This window comes from Aureimonas flava (assembly GCF_003583935.1).
GTDB classification, from domain to species: domain Bacteria; phylum Pseudomonadota; class Alphaproteobacteria; order Rhizobiales; family Rhizobiaceae; genus Aureimonas; species Aureimonas flava.
The window spans coordinates 340308-358086 of sequence record NZ_QYRN01000001.1 but is presented as its reverse complement, the minus strand read 5'-3'; the positions used below and the strand labels follow the sequence as shown (position 1 = coordinate 358086).

Genomic DNA, 17779 nt, shown 5'->3' with positions numbered 1-17779 from the left:
AGTTTCCCATGCCCGGCCAGCTCGAAGGGCGCGTCGCGCTCGTCACCGGCGCCTCGCGCGGCATCGGCTATCACCTGGCCAAGCAGCTCGCTGCGGAAGGTGCACACGTCGTGGCCGTGGCCCGCACCGTGGGCGGGCTGGAAGAGCTCGACGACGAGATCCAGGCGGCCGGCGGTTCCGCGACGCTGGTGCCGCTGGACCTGACGGACGGGCCCGGCGTCGACCGGCTGGGCGCCGCCATCCACGAACGCTGGGGCAAGCTCGACGTCCTGGTCGTCAATGCCGGCGCGCTCGGCACGCTGAGCCCGATCGGCCACATCGAGACGAAGGTGTTCGACCGGACCATGGCGATCAACGTCACCTCGGCGTGGCGGCTGATCCGTAGCGTGGACCCGCTCCTGCGCGTCTCGGACGCCGGTCGAGCCATCCTCCTGTCGTCGGGCGCCGCGCATTCCTGCAAGGGCTTCTGGGGCCTCTACGCGGCCAGCAAGGCCGCGCTGGAGGCGCTCGGCCGCTCCTGGGCGGCGGAGACGCAGAACCTTCCCTTACGCGTCAACAGCGTGAATCCCGGCGGCACGCGGACGGCGATGCGGGCGCTCGCCATGCCGGGCGAGGACCCCGATACGCTGCCGACGCCCTCCGACGTCGCCTCCAGGATCGTGCCGCTGGCCTATCCGTCCTGCGCGGACACCGGTCGCCTGTTCGACGTGCGGCAGAACCGGTTTATGACATACCATATGCCGGACTGAGGCCGATCAGGCCTCGCCGAGGCCGGTCGGAAGCCCGTCGATGCTCTCCATGTTCTTCTCGCGCCGATAGGCCTCGAGGCCCTCCTCGCCCTTGGCCTCGGCCCAGCGATCGAGGACCGGCCGCTCGCCGACATGCTCGAAGAGCGGCACGGCGTAGCCGCAGGACGTCTGGACGAGGTCGAGGTCGATGGTCACCACCTGCCGCGCGCCCGCGGGCTCGCCCTGCGGATAGCGCTCGGCGACAAAGGCGCGATAGTCGGGCGAGCCCCGGAACGCGATGCGCGGGCGCCCGTAGAGGCGAAGGATCTGCGGCGGGCCCTCGAACGTACAGAACATGATGGTGGCGCGCCCGCCCGCGCGGGCATGCGCCGCCGTCTCGCTGCCGCTGCCGGTCAGGTCGAGATAGGCCACCGCGAGATCGCCGAGCACGTGGAAATGCGCGGTGGAGCGCGGCGGGATGTTGACGCGGCTGTCGCCGGCCGACGATCCCATGAAGAAGATCGCCTGCCGCGCCATCATCTCGCGGTGGGCCGGCTCGATGCGGTCGAACTGCTTGGCCATGGTCCGTGCCCCGTCAGGCGGCCGTGCGCCGCGTCTGATTGCGATAGGAGCGGATCGAGAACGGGATCGTCGCGTAGTAGACGATCGCGGAAACCGTCAGCGTCTCCCAGAAGAAGCTGAGCAGCAGCCCGATATAGAGGACCACGAAGAGCACGGCCGGAGCGACGTATTCGCGCCGCAGCGGGATGCCGATCGTCTTGCCCGAATAGGTCGGGATATGGCTCGCCATCAGGACGCCGACGACGACGAGATAGATCGCCGCCGCGGCCGGCGTGATGTCCGGGAATTCCAGGTTGCTCGTGAAGCCGAGATAGACCGGGAACAGCGCGAGCCCCGCCCCTGCCGGAGACGGGACGCCGGTGAAGTAGGCGCTCTTCCAGGCCGGCTTGTTGGGCTCGTCCAGCATCGTGTTGAAGCGGGCGAGGCGCAGCGCGCAGCCCGAAATGTAGAGCAGCGCGCAGATCCAGCCGAACGAGCCGACGTCGTGCAGCGTATAGGCGTAGAGCAGCAGCGCCGGGGCAACGCCGAAGTTCACGATATCGGCCAGGGAATCCATCTCCGCGCCGAAGCGGCTCTGCCCGTTGACGAGGCGCGCGATACGCCCGTCGATCCCGTCCAGGAAGGCGGCGCCGAGCACCAGGCCGACGGCGAGCTCGAAACGCCCCTCGAAGCCGAAGCGGATGCCGGTGACGCCGGCGCAGATCGACAGGATGGTGACGATGTTCGGCAGGATCTGCCGGAACGGGATGCGCGAGGTCGGGGCCGGCGGCGTTTCCACGGGATCGCTCATCGCCCTCAGTCCCGACGCCAGGTCCAGGCCGCCTGGCCTGCGCCGAACTCGGCGATCACGGTCTCGCCGGCGACCGCCTTCTGCCCCTCCGCCACCCGCGCCACGGCGCCGTCCGGCAGATAGACGTCGAGGCGCGAGCCGAAGCGGATCAGGCCGAAACGCTCGCCGGTCTCCAGGTGTTCGCCCGCCCGCGAGAAGACGATGATCCGCCGCGCCACGGCGCCGGCGATCTGCACCACGCCGACCTCGCCTTGCGCGGCGGCGATCACCATGCCGGAACGCTCGTTGACCTCGCTCGCCTTGTCGAGCTCGGCGTTCTTGAACAGGCCCTCCCGGTAGATGATCCGGTCGATCCGCCCGCGCACCGGCGCCCGGTTCACGTGGCAGTCGAAGACGTTCATGAAGATCGACACGCGCAGCAGCGGCTCGTCGCCGAGGCCGAGATCGGCCGGCGGGCGAACGAGGCCGACCAGCGAGACCTTGCCGTCGGCCGGACTCACCACGAGATTTTCGCCGACCGGCGTCGTGCGCGCGGGATCGCGGTAGAAATAGGCGCACCACACCGTGAGGATCAGCCCGATCCAGAGCAGCGGCTCCCAGAGGAGGCCGAGTAGCACGGAGGCGACGAAGAATCCGGCGATGAAGGGATAGCCCGCCCGATGGATCGGAACGAAGACGTTTCGGATCGAGGCGATCATATCCATCGAGGCGGAGTTCCTTATCCAGGGCCTTGAAGCGGCCGGCTCCGACACATAGGGGCAAACCGCCCTGCGCTCAACGCCGCCGCGTGGGCTTGCTGCGCGGAGCGCGCCGCGACGGCCCGAAACCGCTCAGACGCCCGCCGGGCGCCGCCGCTCGATCACGCCGAGCGCATCCGCCTCGCGCGCGCGCCGGAGCGCCTCCTCCGCCTCGCTGGCCTCGCGTTGCATCGTCCACATCTCGGCGTAGAGGCCGCCGGCGGCGAGCAATGCCCTGTGCGAGCCCCGCTCCACGATCGTGCCGGCGCGCAACACGATGATCTCGTCCGCGTCGACGATCGTCGACAGACGGTGCGCGATGGTGAGCGTCGTGCGCTGGCGCGAGACGAGCTGGAGCGCGCTCTGGATCTCCTGCTCCGTGTGGGTGTCGAGGGCCGAGGTCGCCTCGTCCAGAACCAGGATCGGCGGGCTTTTCAGGATCGTGCGGGCGATGGCGACGCGCTGCTTCTCGCCGCCCGAAAGCTTCAGGCCCCGCTCGCCGACCATCGTGTCGTAGCCCTCGGGCAGCGTCTCGATGAAGGTCGCGACCTGCGCGAGCGCCGCGGCGCGCCGCACCTCGTCCTCCGCAGCCTCCGTGCGGCCGTAGCGGATGTTGTAGGCGATCGTGTCGTTGAACAGCACCGTGTCCTGCGGGACGATGCCGATCGCCGCGCGCACGCTCGCCTGCCGAACCGTGGCGATGTCCTGGCCGTCGATCATGATGCGGCCCGACTGCACGTCGTAGAAGCGGAACAGAAGCCGAGAGATGGTGGACTTGCCCGCCCCGGACGGACCCACGATGGCCACCGACTTGCCGGCCGGCACCTCGAAGCTCACCCCCTTGAGGATCGGCCGGTCCGCGTCGTAGCTGAAATGGACGTCCTCGAAGCGGATCGAACCCTGGCCCACCGTGAGGTCTGGCGCACCCTCCCGGTCGCGCACCTCCTCGCGGATGCGCAGGAGCCGGAACATCTCCTCCATGTCCGTCAGGCCCTGGCGGATCTCGCGATACACGAAGCCGATGAAGTTCAACGGCACCGAAAGCTGCATCAGCATGGCGTTGATGAAGACGAAGTCGCCGAGCGTCTGCGTGCCCGCCCGCACCTCCATCGCCGACATCACCATCGTAAGGCCCATGCCCGCCGAGAAGATGACGCCCTGGCCGAAGTTGAGCCAGCCGAGCGAGGTCCAGGTCTGGGTCGCGGCCTTCTCGTACCGCGCCATGGAACGGTCGAAGCGCTCGGCTTCCATGGTCTCGTTGCCGAAATACTTCACCGTCTCGAAGTTCAGCAGCGAATCGATCGCCTTGGTGTTCGCCTCGGTGTCGGAATCGTTCATCTCGCGGCGGATCGCGATGCGCCAGTCGCTGGCCTTGATGGTGAACCAGCCGTAGGCGAACACGGTGACCGCGACGACGGCGAGATAGCGCCAGCCGTAGGAGAAGCCGAAGATCGCCGCCGTCAGCGCGAACTCCAGGAGGGTCGGCACCGAGTTCAGGATCGTGAACCGCACGATCGTCTCGATGCCCTTGGTGCCGCGCTCGATGATGCGGCTGAGGCCCCCCGTCCGGCGCTCCAGGTGAAAGCGCAGCGAGAGCTGGTGCATGTGCACGAAGGTCTTGAACGCGAGCACCCGGACGGCGTGCTGCCCGACGCTGGCGAACAGCGAGTCGCGAAGCTGATTGAGCGCGACGGACACGATGCGCGCCACGTTGTAGGCCACGACGAGGGTCACCGCCCCGGTCAGGATCAGCGGAAGCCACTGCTGCGCCGTGTGGGCGCCGTCCAGCGCGTCGGTCGCCCATTTGAAGAAGTACGGAATGCCGACGGTGAGCAGCTTGGCGAGCACCAGATAGACGCTCGCCCAGACGACGCGGGTGCGCAGATCCGGCCGCCCTTCCGGCCACATGTAGGGCCAAAGGCTCTTGAGGGTGCGCCACATGACCCGGCTCTCGCCGGCGGCGGATGGTTGGGACGTATCGGACAAGGCTGGGGCGTTCCGTCGCTGGAAGCGGGCCCGCTCGTCGGCCACCCGCCCATTTGGAGCGCTTCTAACTCTCCGAGCCGTGAAGGGCCACCCCGCTCCTCGCGGGGACCGGGCGCGCGACCTCGATCGGCGGCGGTCAGCCGCGCGGCGGCGCGTCCGGCGGCTCGCCGTCCGGCATGCGGAACACCTGACCGGGATAGATCCGGTTCGGGTCGCGGATCTGGTCGCCGTTGGCGAGGTAGATCACCGTGTAGCGGCTGCCCAGGCCATAGGTGTCGCGCGAGATCCGCCAGAGCGTATCGCCCCGCCGGATGATGACCCGCGACGCCGCGGCCTGCAGCGGAGCCTGGCGAACGGCCTCCGGTTCCATGCCCGGGGTGGCCGGCGTCGCGGCAGTGCCGGTCGCGGCGCGCTCGCCGGGCGCGGGCGCACCTTGCGAGACCGCTGCCGTTTCGCTCGGCGCCGCCGGAGCGGCCGCGGGAGCGGGAGCGGGAGCCGGCGTCGTGTCGCGCGGCGCGGCGATCGCCGCCATGGACGGAGCGTCAGGGCGCCGGAACGGCACCTCGACCCGCCCGACGACGCGACTGCCGCCCTCCACGGTGTCCGCGCGGATCGTATGGTCCCCGACGGACACGTCCGCCCGCGCGCTGGCGATGAACCGATCGCCCGCGCCGCTGCGGGTTTCCGCCACCGGCCGATCGTCCAGATAGATGCGCACCGTGGAGCCGGTCTTGGCCGAACCCGCGACGAACAGCCGGTCGCCCTCGATCTCGACGGCCTCGACCGACAGCCCGGCCGGCGACGACGCGGCGTCGCGCGGCGCCTCCGTGGCCGGCGGCGCGGGAGTGGCCGCCACGACCTCCGTGTCCGGTTCGGGCCGAACGGACGGCGCGTCCGCCGTGGGTGCCGGATCGGCATCCGCCACCGTCGCGGCGGAGCCCTGCTCCTCCGGCCGTCGAAGAATCTCGCTCGCCTCGCCCGGCCGCTGCACCATCACCAGGAGTTGGTCGGCCCGGCCCTTGGGCGGCACGTTCACAACCGCCGCATCGTCGGACACCACGTCGTCGCGCTGCGCGAGCTGCAGCCGGTGGCTGCCCTGGGGCAGCGAAAGGGTCATCACGAAATCGCCGTTGGCATCCGTGCGTGCCTCGCCGAGAGTCCGGGTCCCGTCCGTCAGGCTGATCGCCTCGTTGGCGGCCCCCTTGCCGGCGATCACGGCGGACCCGTCGGGCTCCACCCGCACCACGTCGAAGCCGGGCGTCGCGCGCGTGTCGGGCGTGGAGGCGTCCCGCGTCCCCGACGCTTCCGGCGCCGCGCCGCCATCGGGCCCGGCCACCGGGGCGGGCTCGGTCCGGGTCGCGGCCGTCTCCAGCGTCGGCGCCGTCGCCGGCACGGCTGGGGCGCTCGCCTCGTCCACCCCGAAGAGCCCGCGATACCAGCCGAGGGCGAAGGCCGCGATCACCGCGGCCGCCAGGATCGGGCCCTTCCGTCTGATCATCGCGTGGCGGCTCCTTCGTGTTCAAGGTCCAGACAAGCAGGACCCTATCGCGCGCGACGCCCTGCCACAATCCGATTAGCCTTGCAACTTGAATGAGATGACATAGGCGACCTATGGTACCGAGCGGAAGCGCCGCCCCATGCGCGCCTCCCGCATGTGCGGCGTTTGCCCCTTGAACATTGCGGAGGCTTCCGATACTCGAAACCGCGTCGGAGAGGTGGCCGAGTGGTCGAAGGCGCTCCCCTGCTAAGGGAGTATACCGGGAACGGTATCGTGGGTTCGAATCCCATCCTCTCCGCCACGACTTCGTGCCAAGCCTCTGTTCTCATTGATTAATACGAGCTGGCTTGTGATCCTTCCCCACTTCTTTCCCCACTCCGTCGGTTCGCTGCACTTTCGAAAGGTGCCTTGAGGGCGCCGACCGCTATGGTTCGACGTCCTCGTCTTCGCCCAGTTCCATTTGCAAGGTGAGGCGCCGCATCTCGCCCGTGCGGTAGTGGAGCGGGGTGGTCGTCACGCACGCGAACCGGATCTTGTCCGCGATTAGCATCTGGAGGATCGACGCGGCTGCCTCGTTCGTAATCCGCTGCATGGCCTGGAAGACACCCGTCGTCATCCAGATCGAGCCGATCAGAATCTCCTCACCATCCCTAGGCTGCTTCACCTCTTCGAGCTTCCAACCTGGTTCGAGGTGGACCTCCGCCTTCGTTACCTTCCCGAGCTTCGGGCCGCGCACGATGCCGTGGATGATGATGTCGCGGTTCTCGACGACTGCGGTCATGTCGAAGCTGTGGCGCGCTCCGTTGATCCAATACCGCCATTCCCAGCTCGTGATTTCGATGACGTAGTACGCCTCTGGAGGAGGCTGCTTCCGAGGCCGTCCGCGCTTCGCCTTCGCCATTCCCTCTCCCTCCCGTTCCCCGGCCTAGCACGAACCGCAGCACTCACGAACTTGTGAATGCATGCCCTATGATGGGTTGCCAGGTTCTCGGGCCTTCTTTTCGTGCCAACCCGGCACAGGAGACTTTGCCATGAAGAAGGTCCGTCTGATTTCCGCCCTCCTCGCCATCGTCCTCGCGGCGGTGGCGGCCCTCCTGTGGTGCTTCAGCGCCCTCGACGGGCTTGAGCCCGCGACCGCTCTCGAAGCGGGGCGCAACGGCGCCATGTGCGCTGCCTTGTCCGCCTTGGCGCAGATGATCGCCTACACGCTCGATCCTGCGCGCGAGCCGGGGTTCGATCGGCACGCGCATCGCGCCGCTGTCGCTCGTTGGATCGCGCGCATCATGAACCGCTTCAGGCGGTAGCGGGGTGCGATCCTCCTGGCCGCCCTCACATGACAACGGCGGCCAGGATCTCTACCCCATCGATCGGGCGCTCGTTCGGTGCCGGCGGTCGGCAGTCGTATAGCCGATCGCCAACCCAGCCGAGCGCGTGCATCTCGAAGCCGTCATCGTGGCGCTCTTCGATCATCACCACCGCACGCCGGCCGCGAAGCATCTGGTGCAGCCGGTCCCGAGCGAGCCCGACGCCGGGCACATCGCCGACGCGCGCGGCGAACTCATCTGAGACGATGATCGTGGACGGGATGCCGGCGGCGAGAAGCGGGGCGGCGAGCATGGTGATAGGCACGCCGGCCTTGTGCAGGCCGACAGGGTGCCCGGTCGCAGGATCGCAGGGAAAGCCGAGGAGCGTTGCCGTCTCGGGATAGGTGCGGCCGAGGATCGTCGCCAGCGCGGCAATGACGCAATCCCCCAGCCGATCGGGATGCTGGGCGACGGGGCGCAGCTCGTCCCGCGGGGGCTGGGCGCTCTCGACCGACATGCCGATGGTGCCGACCACGGCCGCGACGGCTTCACGGGTCCGCCGCACGCCCGGCATTACCACCTCGAGCATTTCGGGATAGGCTTTGCGCATGTAGGCCGCTCGGGCCGGCCCCTTCGCCTCGCCGAACGCGGACGGGCAGAGCCAGCAGTCGAGGCTATCGGGGACGTCAGCATAGTGCGCCGGAAGGTCCACGCCTTCATGCTCGAGGAACGCCAGGACGTCGGCCCTGCTCCAGTCCGCGAGCGGCGCGACGACCTCGACGCATTCGGGCACGGGCCACCCCGACATCCCGAGACCTGGCGTCCGGTCCTCATGCCGCTGGCCGTGGATCACTGCCACGGGCGCCGTCTCGGCCTGGAGCATATCCAGCATCGGCGCCGAGCGCAGCGCGCCGCAGCAGGCGGGCCACGCCTGGAGCTTCGGCTCCGCATGCAGGCCGCCGCCGAGGGCGTTCGGGATCGGCACGACGTTCGACGGCAAGCCGTTCGCCTTCCAGTTGGCGATGAGGTCCGACCGCCTTTCGTCAAGCCCGTAGCGCTCGCCATAGGAGCGGATCAGTGCCTCGACGTGCGGGAAGGCGTACCCCGTGTTGGCCCAAAGGAGGCGGAAGCGTCCGGCCCATGGATCGCAGAGGCGAGCGAGGGCGAGGCTTTCCTTGCCGCCCGAGAAGGCGAGGAACACGCGGTCATGACGGGCAAAGATGTGGGCCAGCATATCGCGAGCCTCGGCGGCCCGTTGGTTGTGGGCGACAAGCGTGTCCATGCTCAAGCCACCAGCTTGGGACCGCCGGGCCGACGCTGCGCTTCCTCAAGCGCGTCGAGCCGTGCGAGGACGTCGTTCGTCTCGATGGCCTTGCGCTGCGCTTCGATCAACGCAGCAACGCTCTGCGCCTCGCTCGGCGCGAGATCCCCGGTCGCGACGGCCTGAATGAGCTTGCCCAGCGCGGCAGAAACCCCTTCCGCTGTGTCCGTCGCCGGAAGCTCGATCTTCACCAGCCGTTGCGCTGGCGCGGGCTTCGGATGGACGAACGGTGCGGCCTTCTCAGCGGCCCAAGCCTTCGACTTCTCATCCGATGCCGGATCGTGCAGGACGCCCAGCATGTACTCGACCGGAGACACACCATTCGGCAGGGAAGCCGCGATGGTCTCGACCGACCGGACGCTGACGCTGCCCTTCTTCCGTCCTGCCCCCTGCCGGGGCCCGCCGTGCTGCGACACTTGATTTCCTCTTGATTGTTTTCAAGCCAGTGGCGTGTTGCGGATCAGGCGAGGCATCACCGGCCCGGGCGCTGTCACAAAGCTGAGAACCCAGATGACGAGATCCGCGTCCGCGACCCGGATGCCCTCGCGCTGGAGGAAAGCCTCGCGGGCTTCCTCGGCCAACGTGTAGGGAGAACCGATTACGATCAGTCGTCCGGTCTTCGGTTCGTGCTCCCGCTCCAGCCTGCGGACACGGCGCAGGAGAGCGCTCATCGACGCCCCCGGCTAAAGTCGCCGACCTCGCGCGTCGGCACATACCGCGGCGGCGCGGGGTTCGGATCCGGGTTTCCGTCCTCATCCTCGTAGATGGTGGCGAAGTGAACGAGCTCGTCGCGGGGGCTTACCGTGATGCCGTGATCCCGCCGCAGCATGTCGTGGACCTCCTGCGTGGTCGCTCCGCCTGAAAACACGACGAGGATCCGGCTATCTCCGCCCTGTTCGTCTTCGAGACGGCGGAGCCTGCGGGCGATGTTGTTCATGATGTCCTCCTATCGAAACATGCCGCCGAGGCGGGCGAAGAACCCCGCGCCGGCTGGCTGGCGCATGCTCGACCACGGATCGGCGGCGGCCTTGGCTTGGCTGTTCTGCATCGATCGATAGGCAAGAGCCTGGGCCACGGCGGACATGCCCTCGCCCATGTTTTGGGGCTGGCGAGTTGCACCAGCCCGGAGGGCGTCCATGCCTATCTGCCGGCGCTTGGCGGCCTGCTCGGGCGTCTCGTTCGCGTCGAAAATGAAGCTCATGGGGTGCTCCCGTCAGTTGATCGTCGGGCCGGTGCCGAGGAAGCCGGATGCGGGCAGCCCCGTTGCGCCCTCCAGCGCATCGAGCACACGGGCGTTGATGAGGATCGACCACAGGAGGAAACGCGAGACCTCGCCTTGGTCGATCGGCATGTCTTCGTCCTCCAGCAGGAGGCACGCTTGGCGCACGAGGTCGTTGCCATGCGCGACAAGGGCCAGGAGGTCCGCGGTTGTCTCGCAGCGGGAGCCGACAAGCGCGGACAGGAGGCCGATCGCGCGCTCGGGCTCGGACGGGCCGTCCAGCCCCTTGATGAGACGGTCCAGCAGCTTGCCGACGTAGACGGCCGAGGGCGTCGCGGGGTTGTCGTTCATGATGCCCTCCTATGCCCTCGCCCGCAGAGCGCGCGCCACCGCGTTGGGGGTTGCGGGTTCGGCCGGCGACCGCCGACGCCCGGCCAACAGAGCTTCCGCGACCGTCTCGCTACGGGCCGTTGGCGCCTGCCCCTGCAAGGCTGCCATGATCCGCATTTCGCGGGTCAGACTGGATCGGCGCTCGCTGCGAGGCGGCGGCGCGTCCTCATCGTCTCCCGGCAAAGCCATCGCACCAGACGCCGCGACGGAAGCGCGGTAGCGCCGTGCGATGGCGGTCTCGCGCTCGGGCTTACTGGGCCGTACGCCGCTCATCAGCGCCGCCGCGCGATCGGGATTGAGAAGCGCGTCCTTCACCAAGTCCTCGACGCGGCGGATGCCGTTCTCGCGCAGGGCAGCGCCAAACAGCGTGCCGACGCCTGCGATGGTGCCGGCGACCGGGCCGCCGACCGCCGTGACGCTGCCGCCCGTCGTTGCAGAGGCGCCGACAATCTTCGCCAGGATCGACACGGGGCTGTCATCGCCCTGCGCCGCCATGAGGTCTTGCGCGGTGCCGGGCGTTCCGGGGGTCTTCACGGCCGAGATGGACCGACCGGCGCGCTGCATATCGGCGGCGATGCCCTCCATGGACAGGATCTCGGCATCCGAGAAGATGGTCCGAAGCGCCTCCGCGTTCTGACGGATGAAGTTCTGATATTGCTCGACGCGGATGCCAGCCTGGCCGGACGTGCCGACCTCCGTGTTCCCGATCAGCCGGCCCGTGATGAAGTCGGCCGCCGCCTTGCGCAGGCCCTCTAGCGCCTCGGGATCGTTGCCGATCGCACGGCGGATCTCGGCGAGCTGGCGGGCGCCGTCCTGCCGGGTGAGAAGGCCGCCGATCGTCTTCGACACTTCGTCGGGGTTCTCGTTGCCGATGAAGCGGCCGAGCGCGCCCTTCTGCGCCGTTTCCACCCTCTGACGCTCGGTCGCGACCGTCTCGGCCAGGGTGTCGGACAGCCGGTTGACGTCGCCGAGGCGCGTGCCGAGCTCGGGCATCGCGCGCAAGGCGTCGGCGTGCTGCCGGCGCCATCGGTCGAGCTTCGCCGGGTCGAACGTGCCGTCTTCGTTCAGCGCGGCGCGACGGGCCTGCCCCACTGCGTATGGCGTGAGGGTCGCAGTCGCCTCCGCATCGCCGACCGCGCGGCGGAAGGTCTGAACGGCTTCGAAGCTTTCAGACGACCCCGAGAAGATGCGGCGCGCAACGGTGGCGTTCGGAAGCTCGGTAGCGGACTTGCGGCGGAGCGGGGCGAGAAGCGGATTGTCGAAGGTCTCGGCACGCTCGCGCGTGGCAGCGTTCGCAGCCCTCAAGCGCTCTTGGGCGGCTCCGTCGAATGTGGCTGCGCCATCGACCTGTAGTCGCGGATCGCCCGAAGGGTCTGGAAGTCGCCCTCCTGCTTGGCCTTGGCCTCCAAGTGCTGAAGGAACAGAGGTCGATCGGCCAAGTCCAGGGGCTCCAAAACCCGCTGCACTATCAGCCCCAGACGCTCGGGCTTGGGTGCCTGCTGTTGCCTGTCGTCCTGCAACCCATTCCTCACGCTGTCGAAGCATTGCAGCTTCGATCGTATCTTCGGCGCGGATCTCGCCGCGCGCCACTGCCTGCGCCTCTTGTGCGACCTTCCCAGCCACCGCGTCGTCAAAGTCTTTCGCGATGCCGGCCGAGACGATCGACAGGCGACGATAGGCAGGGCTCTCGCCGTTTGTCGAGCGTTCGGCGCGCATGGCCGCCTTCAGGTTCGATTGAAGGTCTCGCATCGCGCGGAGCGGCACGGCCTCTCCCGCCTGCCCGATGGCCCCATAGATCTGGCGCTCGGTCTCGCTGAGCGGCTGCGCCAAGGGGGACATTTCCTCAGCGATGCCCTGCGCGCTCTTCCGGGTGTTCGCCAGGCCGAGCGTCATCGTGCCGCTGGGATCGACGGCGGCATACAGGGCGTTCTCGCGGGCCTTGGCGGCGGCGCGGGCGCTTTCGAGGTTCGCACGCATGGCCGCGCCCGCCTCGTCCGCCTGCGCTCCCACACCGAGGCCGGTCGCGCCAGTTCGTGCCCGCTCGGTCGCGGCGCCCACCGTTGCCTCGGCCTCGTCCTCGATCTGCTGGAGGAAAGATCGGACGGATTGCGCCACCTTCTCCGGGGCGCCGCCGGGCTGGATGCCCTCAAGGGCGGTGACACGGGCTTGGTTCTGGTCGGCGCGGCGCTGCCCGAATTCGGCGGGGTATCGCGCCTGCGATCCGCGCTCCATCGCACCCAGGCCCATGTCGCCGGTCAACTGGAACGTCGTCGGCTGCGAGCCAGGCACGAGGTCGCGAGGCGCCGTCTCGATAGCGTCAATCGCAGCCTGCGGATCGGTCGCGCCATTACGCAAGGCGCGACCCGCCATCCGCTCGCGCCCGCCCTCGGTGAAGGGCTCGAGATAGCGGCCGGCGGCGCTGGCACCCTGCCGCACAAGCGCAGGAATGCCGGTGAGAGCCGCGCCGATGCCGCCACCAGCAAGGCCGCCCGCGAAGCTGCCAATGCTGCGATACTGCTCGGGCGTGAACTCGGCGGCGGTCGCGGACCCAGCGCCGGCCGCCGCGCCCGTCAATGCCTCGGCGCCGACGTTGCGGACGCTGTTCGACCGCCCGAAGACCTGTGCGCCCATCTCGGCCGCCTGGGGTCCGATCGCGCCAGCCCGCGCGGCGCCGCCGACAATGGCGGCCGGCAGGACCGTCCCCGCGACGCCTTGGCCGACGCCACGGGCCACGCGGTCGCCGGCATCAGCCGCCACGGTGTTCGTGGGGTCGAGCTCGGGCCGAATGCTGCCCATGGCCTCGCCGATGGATCGCGACCCGCCGAAACTGTTCTCGGGGATCGTCGGCACTTCGGAACCCGTCACGGCATTGAAGCCGCGAACCGCGAGGTTCATGCCGCCGCGCATCAGATCCACCGGGGCACCGAGCGTCCCATAGATCGCTTCGTTCATGCCGGCCGTGGCGTTCATGGCCGGGCCGGCGAACTGGCCGGGCTGGGATGTGGCGCCGTGCCTGAAGGCGCGCACCGCGTCAACGGTCGTGCCCTCCGATGCGATATAGCCGTCGATGTCCTCCATGGGGGCATTCATGCCTGCCATCTTGGCGACGTTGCGCTTCACGCGGGCGAGGTCGAGGTCCGCCATCGTCGTTCACTCCAGCCCGTATTTCGTCTTGTAGTCGGCGGCGGCACCCTTGGGCGCATTGGCCCCATTGGGCGTGACGTCCGCACCGATGCCGCCTCGCCCACGCAGGGCGGCGGCGCGGGCGTTCTCGATTTCGCGCGTCATCTGGTCGAGCTTCGCGACCGCGCTCTCGGCGCTGTCCGTGTAACCCGGCAGATAGCGGCCGGCGTAGATCGCGGCTTCGCTCTCCGTCATGCCGGCGCCAGTGAGGAGGCGCTGAAGCGCGTCGGCACCGGATTGGAGCTGCCGATAGATCCCGGCCTGATCGCTCGATGCGTTGTTTCCTGCCTGGAAGCGATCGAGCAGGCCGGTTGCGCCGCCGGCTGCAAGCTGCTCGCGAAGAGCGCCGGCCTGCCCCAGGAAGCTATCGGCGATGGCGATGCGGCCCGCCAGTTCGGCCGGAAGCTGTTCGCCAGGGCCGCCGGGGATGGGCTTCACGGCACCAGGGTTTTCCGGGTCCGGCATGAAGTTGGCCGGTAGCTTCGGGCCGCCGCCGATCTGAACCGTCCCATCCGGCCCGATCGTTATCCCGCTAGAGGCAGGCTTGGGCGCGTTGCCGAGCTTGGTGAACTGGCGCTTCTGCGGGTCGAAATACCCATAGTCGCCGTTGGGCAGCTCCTGCCAATCGACGCCCTCGGGCTTCTGAAACTGGAGGTCGATTTTCTTCCGGGTCAGATAGTCCTCGTTCCCGGCGGCGCGCTCGCGGGCGGCCTTCTGTTCCTCATAGGCCCGGCCCTCCAGCGTCTTGCGCATGTCGTACTGCTGCGCCTGGGTCGTCTGCTGGCGCCTCATCTGCAACTGGAGAATGTCCTGCGCCATGGCCTTCTGGTCGGGGCTGGCATACTCGTTTTGCAACACGCCGATGAGGACTTGCGGGTCAAAGGTATCGACCGACCGGCCCATGTACGTCGGGGCGTCGGTCTCGATGGTCTGGCCGTTGGCGCGCGCGACGTCGAAGGGCGACGGCTGGCTCGCGTTGGCCTGCGCCACCTGAAGCGCGCCGCTCTGCCGCGCGATGTCCTGCGGGCGCATTCCGGCCCACGGGTCGCCGCCCTGCGACGGATCGGCGCCGGGCTGCGCATCGGCCATCTGTTCGGGGCGCGGCGTCGGCGTGGGCACCGGCCGGCCATTGAGCGCGGAGGCAACGGCCGACATGGATGGAGGGGTGAACGGCTGCGGTTGGATGCCGAGCGCGCGCGCGACTGCCATGTTCTTCGTGCCGGGCGGGTCCGCGCGCTGCGGCGGCTGCCTGCCACCCTGCATAGCGTTCGGGTCGTCGATGCGGGCACCGGGGCCGGCATACGGAACGGTTCCGGCCGGGTCCGGTTGGGCACCGCGCCCGCGAATGCGCTCGTCATAGAGCCGCTGATCCTCGGGCGACATCGAGCCCGGCGCAGCGAGCACGTTTCCGGGCTGGAACCGCTCCACGTCGCGCGGGTCGATCGTCGCTCCGGGGCCCTGGTACGGCACTGCGCGAGGGTCTTTCGGGCGCGCCTCGAGCGCCGCGACGTCCTCGGCCCCGAACTCTGGCACGGACGACATACCGGCGGCCCGGTCGAGCGAAGCGACCTGAACCGGAGCCGCCGCGCCCGCGAGACGGGCATACTTCGCCGCCCGTGAGGACCGGTGCTCGGGCGCCGGCCGCAGGAAGTTGTTCACGATGGCCTGAGCGGCGCCGGCCGTGTCGGGCGCGGCCATGATGCTGCGCGCGGCCTTGCCTTCCGACCCGTACCACGGCGCTTCCTTCGCCCCCTCACCGACGCCCAGCTCGCCGACCATGAAGTCCAACTGCGTGTCGATGTCCGAGGGATCGACGCCACGGCTGGCGGCAAAGCCCTCGTATGCGTCGCGACGGGGGCCGGTGAGCTGATACAGCCCGAAGCCACCACGCGAGCCGGGCACGGTCGGGTTGCGCTCGTTGATGCCAGGATCAAGGCCGCTCTCATCTTCGAAATTCGCGAGGAAGCCGTCCGCGACATGCTCGGGCAGTCCGCGCGACACGAGACCGGAGCGGATGTAGGTGGCGCGCTCGCCCGCAGGGATGGCCGTCGAGGCGTCGCCAATGGGGCCGGTGGCCGAACCGAAACCAGCGCCCGCGCCGAAGTCCGAACCGCCACCAGCGAGAGCCGCCGCATACTCTTGGCCGAGCGTGCCCGAAATCTCACGCTGCTTCTCGCCGAGCGCCTTCTCGGCCTTGTCATTCTGCCCCTCGCGGATCCGGTAGGCGAGCGCCTGCCCGATGGCTGAGATGCCCTCGCCGACGTTGCGAGGGGCGCGGGATGCGCCTTCCCTGAGAGCTTCGGCGATGGCGCGGTTTTTCTTCAACTGCGCGGGCGTCATGCCCGTGTCGCCACCGAAGATGAACTGGGGGAGCGCCATCAGACAGCACCCCCAACCTGCGTGCCCTGCGCGGGATTGAAGCCGACCATCTCGAAATCGCCTTTGCGGAAGATGCCGGGGAAGGTGCGCCCGCAGCGCGCCAACTTCTCGGCGGCGGCGACGATGGCGAACTCGTTGGGGGTGATACCGGCGCGGTTAGCTGCATCGAATAAGGCCGAGCGGAAGCCTTCTTCGACCTTTGCACCGCTTAGAAACAGCGGGACTGTTCGGGACACGGGCGGTTCTCCTCTTTCGATTGAGGAGCATTCGACCACACGTTGCGAATCATGTTCAGTGGACACGTCCGGACATGTCCGGACGATCCCGCCAACGCCGCGAGTAGAATGTGATGATTGCGAGTTTCGACGAACTTACTTCTAGATGCACAAATGACAGCTCTAAATCACATATTGCAGAAGCTATCAAATGCTATGAAAGCGGCGCGTATAGAGCGGCAATTGTTACTACATATATAGCTGTATGCTTTGATCTCATTGAGAAACTACGCTCTTTATCGGCGATAGGAGACAAAGAGGCGGGGGAGGAGATCAAGAAGCTAGAAAATCGGCAAGACGCCCTTGAGAAAGGGCAAACCGAAGCGCTCAGGAAGCTGCTAGATTTTGAGCGAGGCTTGCTGGAAACCTTCAGAGACAAATTCGGCTTCTTCGGGAAGAGCGAATTCGAGGAAATGAACAGGCTGCGTTCTGATCGGCATAGATGCGCGCACCCAACCTATCTCAATTCATCGCTTCCATACGCGCCGAACGCAGAACTGGCGCGCTTACATATCGTGAACGCGCTAAATCTTGTTCTGACACAGCCGCCGCGACACGGTAAAGCTGCCGTCGACGCTGTGGGCGCCGTAATCCTGTCAACGTATTTTCCCGAGACAATTAAAGATGCGGTGTCAAGACTTAGCGGAACTGAGCTTAAAAACGCGAGGCCCGCACTCATAAGGTCTATCGTTGACACCCTAATGTTCGGGTGGCCTGATAAGGCGAGTGGATTTTACAAAAAGAATTCCGTCGTCAGATCTGTGCTGGCCATTCTCGAAATGGACCGACGGGAAGCAGCGCCGCGCGTTTTGGCAAACTGCATCAAACTACTTCGGCGAACCGAAAAAGATTCGATCCGTTTCGCCGCTGCAATCTTGGTGAGAAGCTTAGATATTGGCGAGAAAGTTCCACCAGAAGATCATTCCACACTCAAAGCTCTGATCCAGGATGAAAAGCTCGTCGAGCGGCCAAACCTTCTCAATAAGGCGTTGCTAGTATCTTATTTGAAAACTGAAGCGAGGCTTGAAGTAAGCAAGCTATCAGCAGAAGAATTGGGAAATCTTATATCCGATCCTGCTCGCGAAGTCGTCGAGAGAGCTGTAACTTTATTCGCCAGTTCCCGAAGCTGGGCGAGCACGAACAGTTATTCATCGTTATTTATGGTGAAGTTTTCCCAATTCATAACAGCGGAGGATCTTGAGAAAATCGCGAAATCCGCGGACGACGGTGTATCCGACTTGATTGGTAGTGGAGGCTACACAGACTTCATCGCAGCTTGCTACGCTGCAAAGAAAATACCCTCCACCGAGATATCAGCGATCCTCAGTCGAAATAATTTGGAGCAATATGTAGTTGAACATCCCGCCGACGAGGGATTAAACTGAGC

General features: G+C 67.4%; 18 protein-coding genes and 1 tRNA gene. 4 read left to right on the top strand and 15 right to left on the bottom strand.

The features are described 5' to 3' along the window. The first annotated feature begins 8 nt into the window (after nucleotides 1-8). Nucleotides 9-749 carry an SDR family NAD(P)-dependent oxidoreductase gene (locus tag D3218_RS01790; protein ID WP_119538173.1) on the top strand — a complete coding sequence of 247 codons (741 nt, stop codon included), beginning with the start codon at nucleotides 9-11 and terminating at the stop codon, nucleotides 747-749. Nucleotides 750-755: 6 nt separating this feature from the next. Here D3218_RS01790 and D3218_RS01785 read toward each other — a convergent pair whose 3' ends face one another. The 5 genes from D3218_RS01785 to D3218_RS01765 form a co-directional block, all read right to left on the bottom strand. Beyond that, nucleotides 756-1310 carry a pyridoxamine 5'-phosphate oxidase family protein gene (locus D3218_RS01785; RefSeq protein ID WP_119538172.1) on the bottom strand — a complete coding sequence of 185 codons (555 nt, stop codon included), beginning with the start codon at nucleotides 1308-1310 and terminating at the stop codon, nucleotides 756-758. Between the two features lie 13 nt (nucleotides 1311-1323). Beyond that, nucleotides 1324-2100, bottom strand: coding sequence for a CDP-diacylglycerol--serine O-phosphatidyltransferase (pssA, locus tag D3218_RS01780; RefSeq protein ID WP_119538171.1), 777 nt, complete (start codon nucleotides 2098-2100; stop codon nucleotides 1324-1326). A gap of 5 nt (nucleotides 2101-2105) precedes the next feature. Then, entirely contained in the window at nucleotides 2106-2804 is a 699-nt protein-coding gene (locus D3218_RS01775; RefSeq protein WP_119538170.1) for a phosphatidylserine decarboxylase, read from the bottom strand. Nucleotides 2805-2930: 126 nt separating this feature from the next. Next, the gene (locus tag D3218_RS01770; RefSeq protein ID WP_119538169.1) at nucleotides 2931-4778 is read right to left on the bottom strand and encodes an ABCB family ABC transporter ATP-binding protein/permease; all 1848 of its coding nucleotides are present in this window, start codon (nucleotides 4776-4778) and stop codon (nucleotides 2931-2933) included. A gap of 181 nt (nucleotides 4779-4959) precedes the next feature. Next, complete coding sequence (locus D3218_RS01765) at nucleotides 4960-6321, bottom strand: LysM peptidoglycan-binding domain-containing protein (RefSeq protein WP_119538168.1); 1362 nt, start codon at nucleotides 6319-6321, stop codon at nucleotides 4960-4962. Nucleotides 6322-6532: 211 nt separating this feature from the next. On the opposite strand from D3218_RS01765, the gene D3218_RS01760 reads away from it, so the two are divergent. Continuing rightward, a tRNA-Ser gene (locus D3218_RS01760) sits at nucleotides 6533-6622 on the top strand. A 123-nt stretch (nucleotides 6623-6745) separates the two neighbouring features. Here the strand turns inward: D3218_RS01760 and D3218_RS01755 are convergent. Then, nucleotides 6746-7222, bottom strand: coding sequence for a hypothetical protein (locus D3218_RS01755; RefSeq protein ID WP_119538167.1), 477 nt, complete (start codon nucleotides 7220-7222; stop codon nucleotides 6746-6748). Between the two features lie 130 nt (nucleotides 7223-7352). Between D3218_RS01755 and D3218_RS01750 the strand changes: the two genes are divergently transcribed. Next, on the top strand, nucleotides 7353-7625 hold the full coding sequence (locus tag D3218_RS01750; RefSeq protein WP_119538166.1) for a hypothetical protein: 273 nt from the start codon (nucleotides 7353-7355) through the stop codon (nucleotides 7623-7625). Nucleotides 7626-7650: 25 nt separating this feature from the next. On the opposite strand, the gene D3218_RS01745 is transcribed toward D3218_RS01750, so the two are convergent. From D3218_RS01745 to D3218_RS01695, 9 genes are read right to left on the bottom strand one after another with little or no spacing between them, the layout of a single operon-like run. Next, nucleotides 7651-8907: a phosphoadenosine phosphosulfate reductase family protein gene (locus tag D3218_RS01745; RefSeq protein WP_136625042.1), complete on the bottom strand. Its 1257-nt coding sequence runs from the start codon at nucleotides 8905-8907 to the stop codon at nucleotides 7651-7653. Nucleotides 8908-8909: 2 nt separating this feature from the next. Further along, nucleotides 8910-9362, bottom strand: coding sequence for a hypothetical protein (locus D3218_RS01740; protein WP_119538164.1), 453 nt, complete (start codon nucleotides 9360-9362; stop codon nucleotides 8910-8912). 21 nt (nucleotides 9363-9383) lie between these two features. Next, the gene (locus tag D3218_RS01735) at nucleotides 9384-9617 is read right to left on the bottom strand and encodes a hypothetical protein (RefSeq protein WP_119538163.1); all 234 of its coding nucleotides are present in this window, start codon (nucleotides 9615-9617) and stop codon (nucleotides 9384-9386) included. Next, on the bottom strand, nucleotides 9614-9883 hold the full coding sequence (locus D3218_RS01730) for a hypothetical protein (protein WP_119538162.1): 270 nt from the start codon (nucleotides 9881-9883) through the stop codon (nucleotides 9614-9616). Before D3218_RS01730 ends, D3218_RS01735 begins: the two co-directional genes overlap by 4 nt. 9 nt (nucleotides 9884-9892) lie before the next feature. Further along, nucleotides 9893-10147, bottom strand: coding sequence for a hypothetical protein (locus D3218_RS01725; RefSeq protein WP_119538161.1), 255 nt, complete (start codon nucleotides 10145-10147; stop codon nucleotides 9893-9895). Nucleotides 10148-10159: 12 nt separating this feature from the next. Beyond that, nucleotides 10160-10516, bottom strand: a complete 357-nt coding sequence (locus D3218_RS01720; protein WP_119538160.1) for a hypothetical protein — start codon at nucleotides 10514-10516, stop codon at nucleotides 10160-10162. A 9-nt stretch (nucleotides 10517-10525) separates the two neighbouring features. Further along, nucleotides 10526-13699, bottom strand: a complete 3174-nt coding sequence (locus D3218_RS19465; RefSeq protein ID WP_136625041.1) for a hypothetical protein — start codon at nucleotides 13697-13699, stop codon at nucleotides 10526-10528. A 6-nt stretch (nucleotides 13700-13705) separates the two neighbouring features. After that, on the bottom strand, nucleotides 13706-16117 hold the full coding sequence (locus D3218_RS19900; RefSeq protein WP_119538156.1) for a phage tail tip lysozyme: 2412 nt from the start codon (nucleotides 16115-16117) through the stop codon (nucleotides 13706-13708). Next, nucleotides 16117-16353: a hypothetical protein gene (locus tag D3218_RS01695; protein WP_119538155.1), complete on the bottom strand. Its 237-nt coding sequence runs from the start codon at nucleotides 16351-16353 to the stop codon at nucleotides 16117-16119. The genes D3218_RS19900 and D3218_RS01695 overlap by 1 nt, the downstream gene beginning before the upstream one ends. Nucleotides 16354-16466: 113 nt before the next feature. Between D3218_RS01695 and D3218_RS19460 the strand changes: the two genes are divergently transcribed. Then, the gene (locus D3218_RS19460) at nucleotides 16467-17777 is read left to right on the top strand and encodes a hypothetical protein (RefSeq protein WP_136625040.1); all 1311 of its coding nucleotides are present in this window, start codon (nucleotides 16467-16469) and stop codon (nucleotides 17775-17777) included. Nucleotides 17778-17779: the final 2 nt, after the last annotated feature.

Coding starts and splice junctions, on each gene's coding strand:
- D3218_RS01790 (WP_119538173.1), top strand. CDS start 9: ATGCCCGGCCAGCTCGAAGGGCGCGTCGCGCTCGTCACCGGCGCCTCG.
- D3218_RS01785 (WP_119538172.1), bottom strand. CDS start 1,310: ATGGCCAAGCAGTTCGACCGCATCGAGCCGGCCCACCGCGAGATGATG.
- pssA (WP_119538171.1), bottom strand. CDS start 2,100: ATGAGCGATCCCGTGGAAACGCCGCCGGCCCCGACCTCGCGCATCCCG.
- D3218_RS01775 (WP_119538170.1), bottom strand. CDS start 2,804: ATGGATATGATCGCCTCGATCCGAAACGTCTTCGTTCCGATCCATCGG.
- D3218_RS01770 (WP_119538169.1), bottom strand. CDS start 4,778: ATGTGGCGCACCCTCAAGAGCCTTTGGCCCTACATGTGGCCGGAAGGG.
- D3218_RS01765 (WP_119538168.1), bottom strand. CDS start 6,321: ATGATCAGACGGAAGGGCCCGATCCTGGCGGCCGCGGTGATCGCGGCC.
- D3218_RS01755 (WP_119538167.1), bottom strand. CDS start 7,222: ATGGCGAAGGCGAAGCGCGGACGGCCTCGGAAGCAGCCTCCTCCAGAG.
- D3218_RS01750 (WP_119538166.1), top strand. CDS start 7,353: ATGAAGAAGGTCCGTCTGATTTCCGCCCTCCTCGCCATCGTCCTCGCG.
- D3218_RS01745 (WP_136625042.1), bottom strand. CDS start 8,907: ATGGACACGCTTGTCGCCCACAACCAACGGGCCGCCGAGGCTCGCGAT.
- D3218_RS01735 (WP_119538163.1), bottom strand. CDS start 9,617: ATGAGCGCTCTCCTGCGCCGTGTCCGCAGGCTGGAGCGGGAGCACGAA.
- D3218_RS01730 (WP_119538162.1), bottom strand. CDS start 9,883: ATGAACAACATCGCCCGCAGGCTCCGCCGTCTCGAAGACGAACAGGGC.
- D3218_RS01725 (WP_119538161.1), bottom strand. CDS start 10,147: ATGAGCTTCATTTTCGACGCGAACGAGACGCCCGAGCAGGCCGCCAAG.
- D3218_RS01720 (WP_119538160.1), bottom strand. CDS start 10,516: ATGAACGACAACCCCGCGACGCCCTCGGCCGTCTACGTCGGCAAGCTG.
- D3218_RS19465 (WP_136625041.1), bottom strand. CDS start 13,699: ATGGCGGACCTCGACCTCGCCCGCGTGAAGCGCAACGTCGCCAAGATG.
- D3218_RS19900 (WP_119538156.1), bottom strand. CDS start 16,117: ATGGCGCTCCCCCAGTTCATCTTCGGTGGCGACACGGGCATGACGCCC.
- D3218_RS19460 (WP_136625040.1), top strand. CDS start 16,467: ATGATTGCGAGTTTCGACGAACTTACTTCTAGATGCACAAATGACAGC.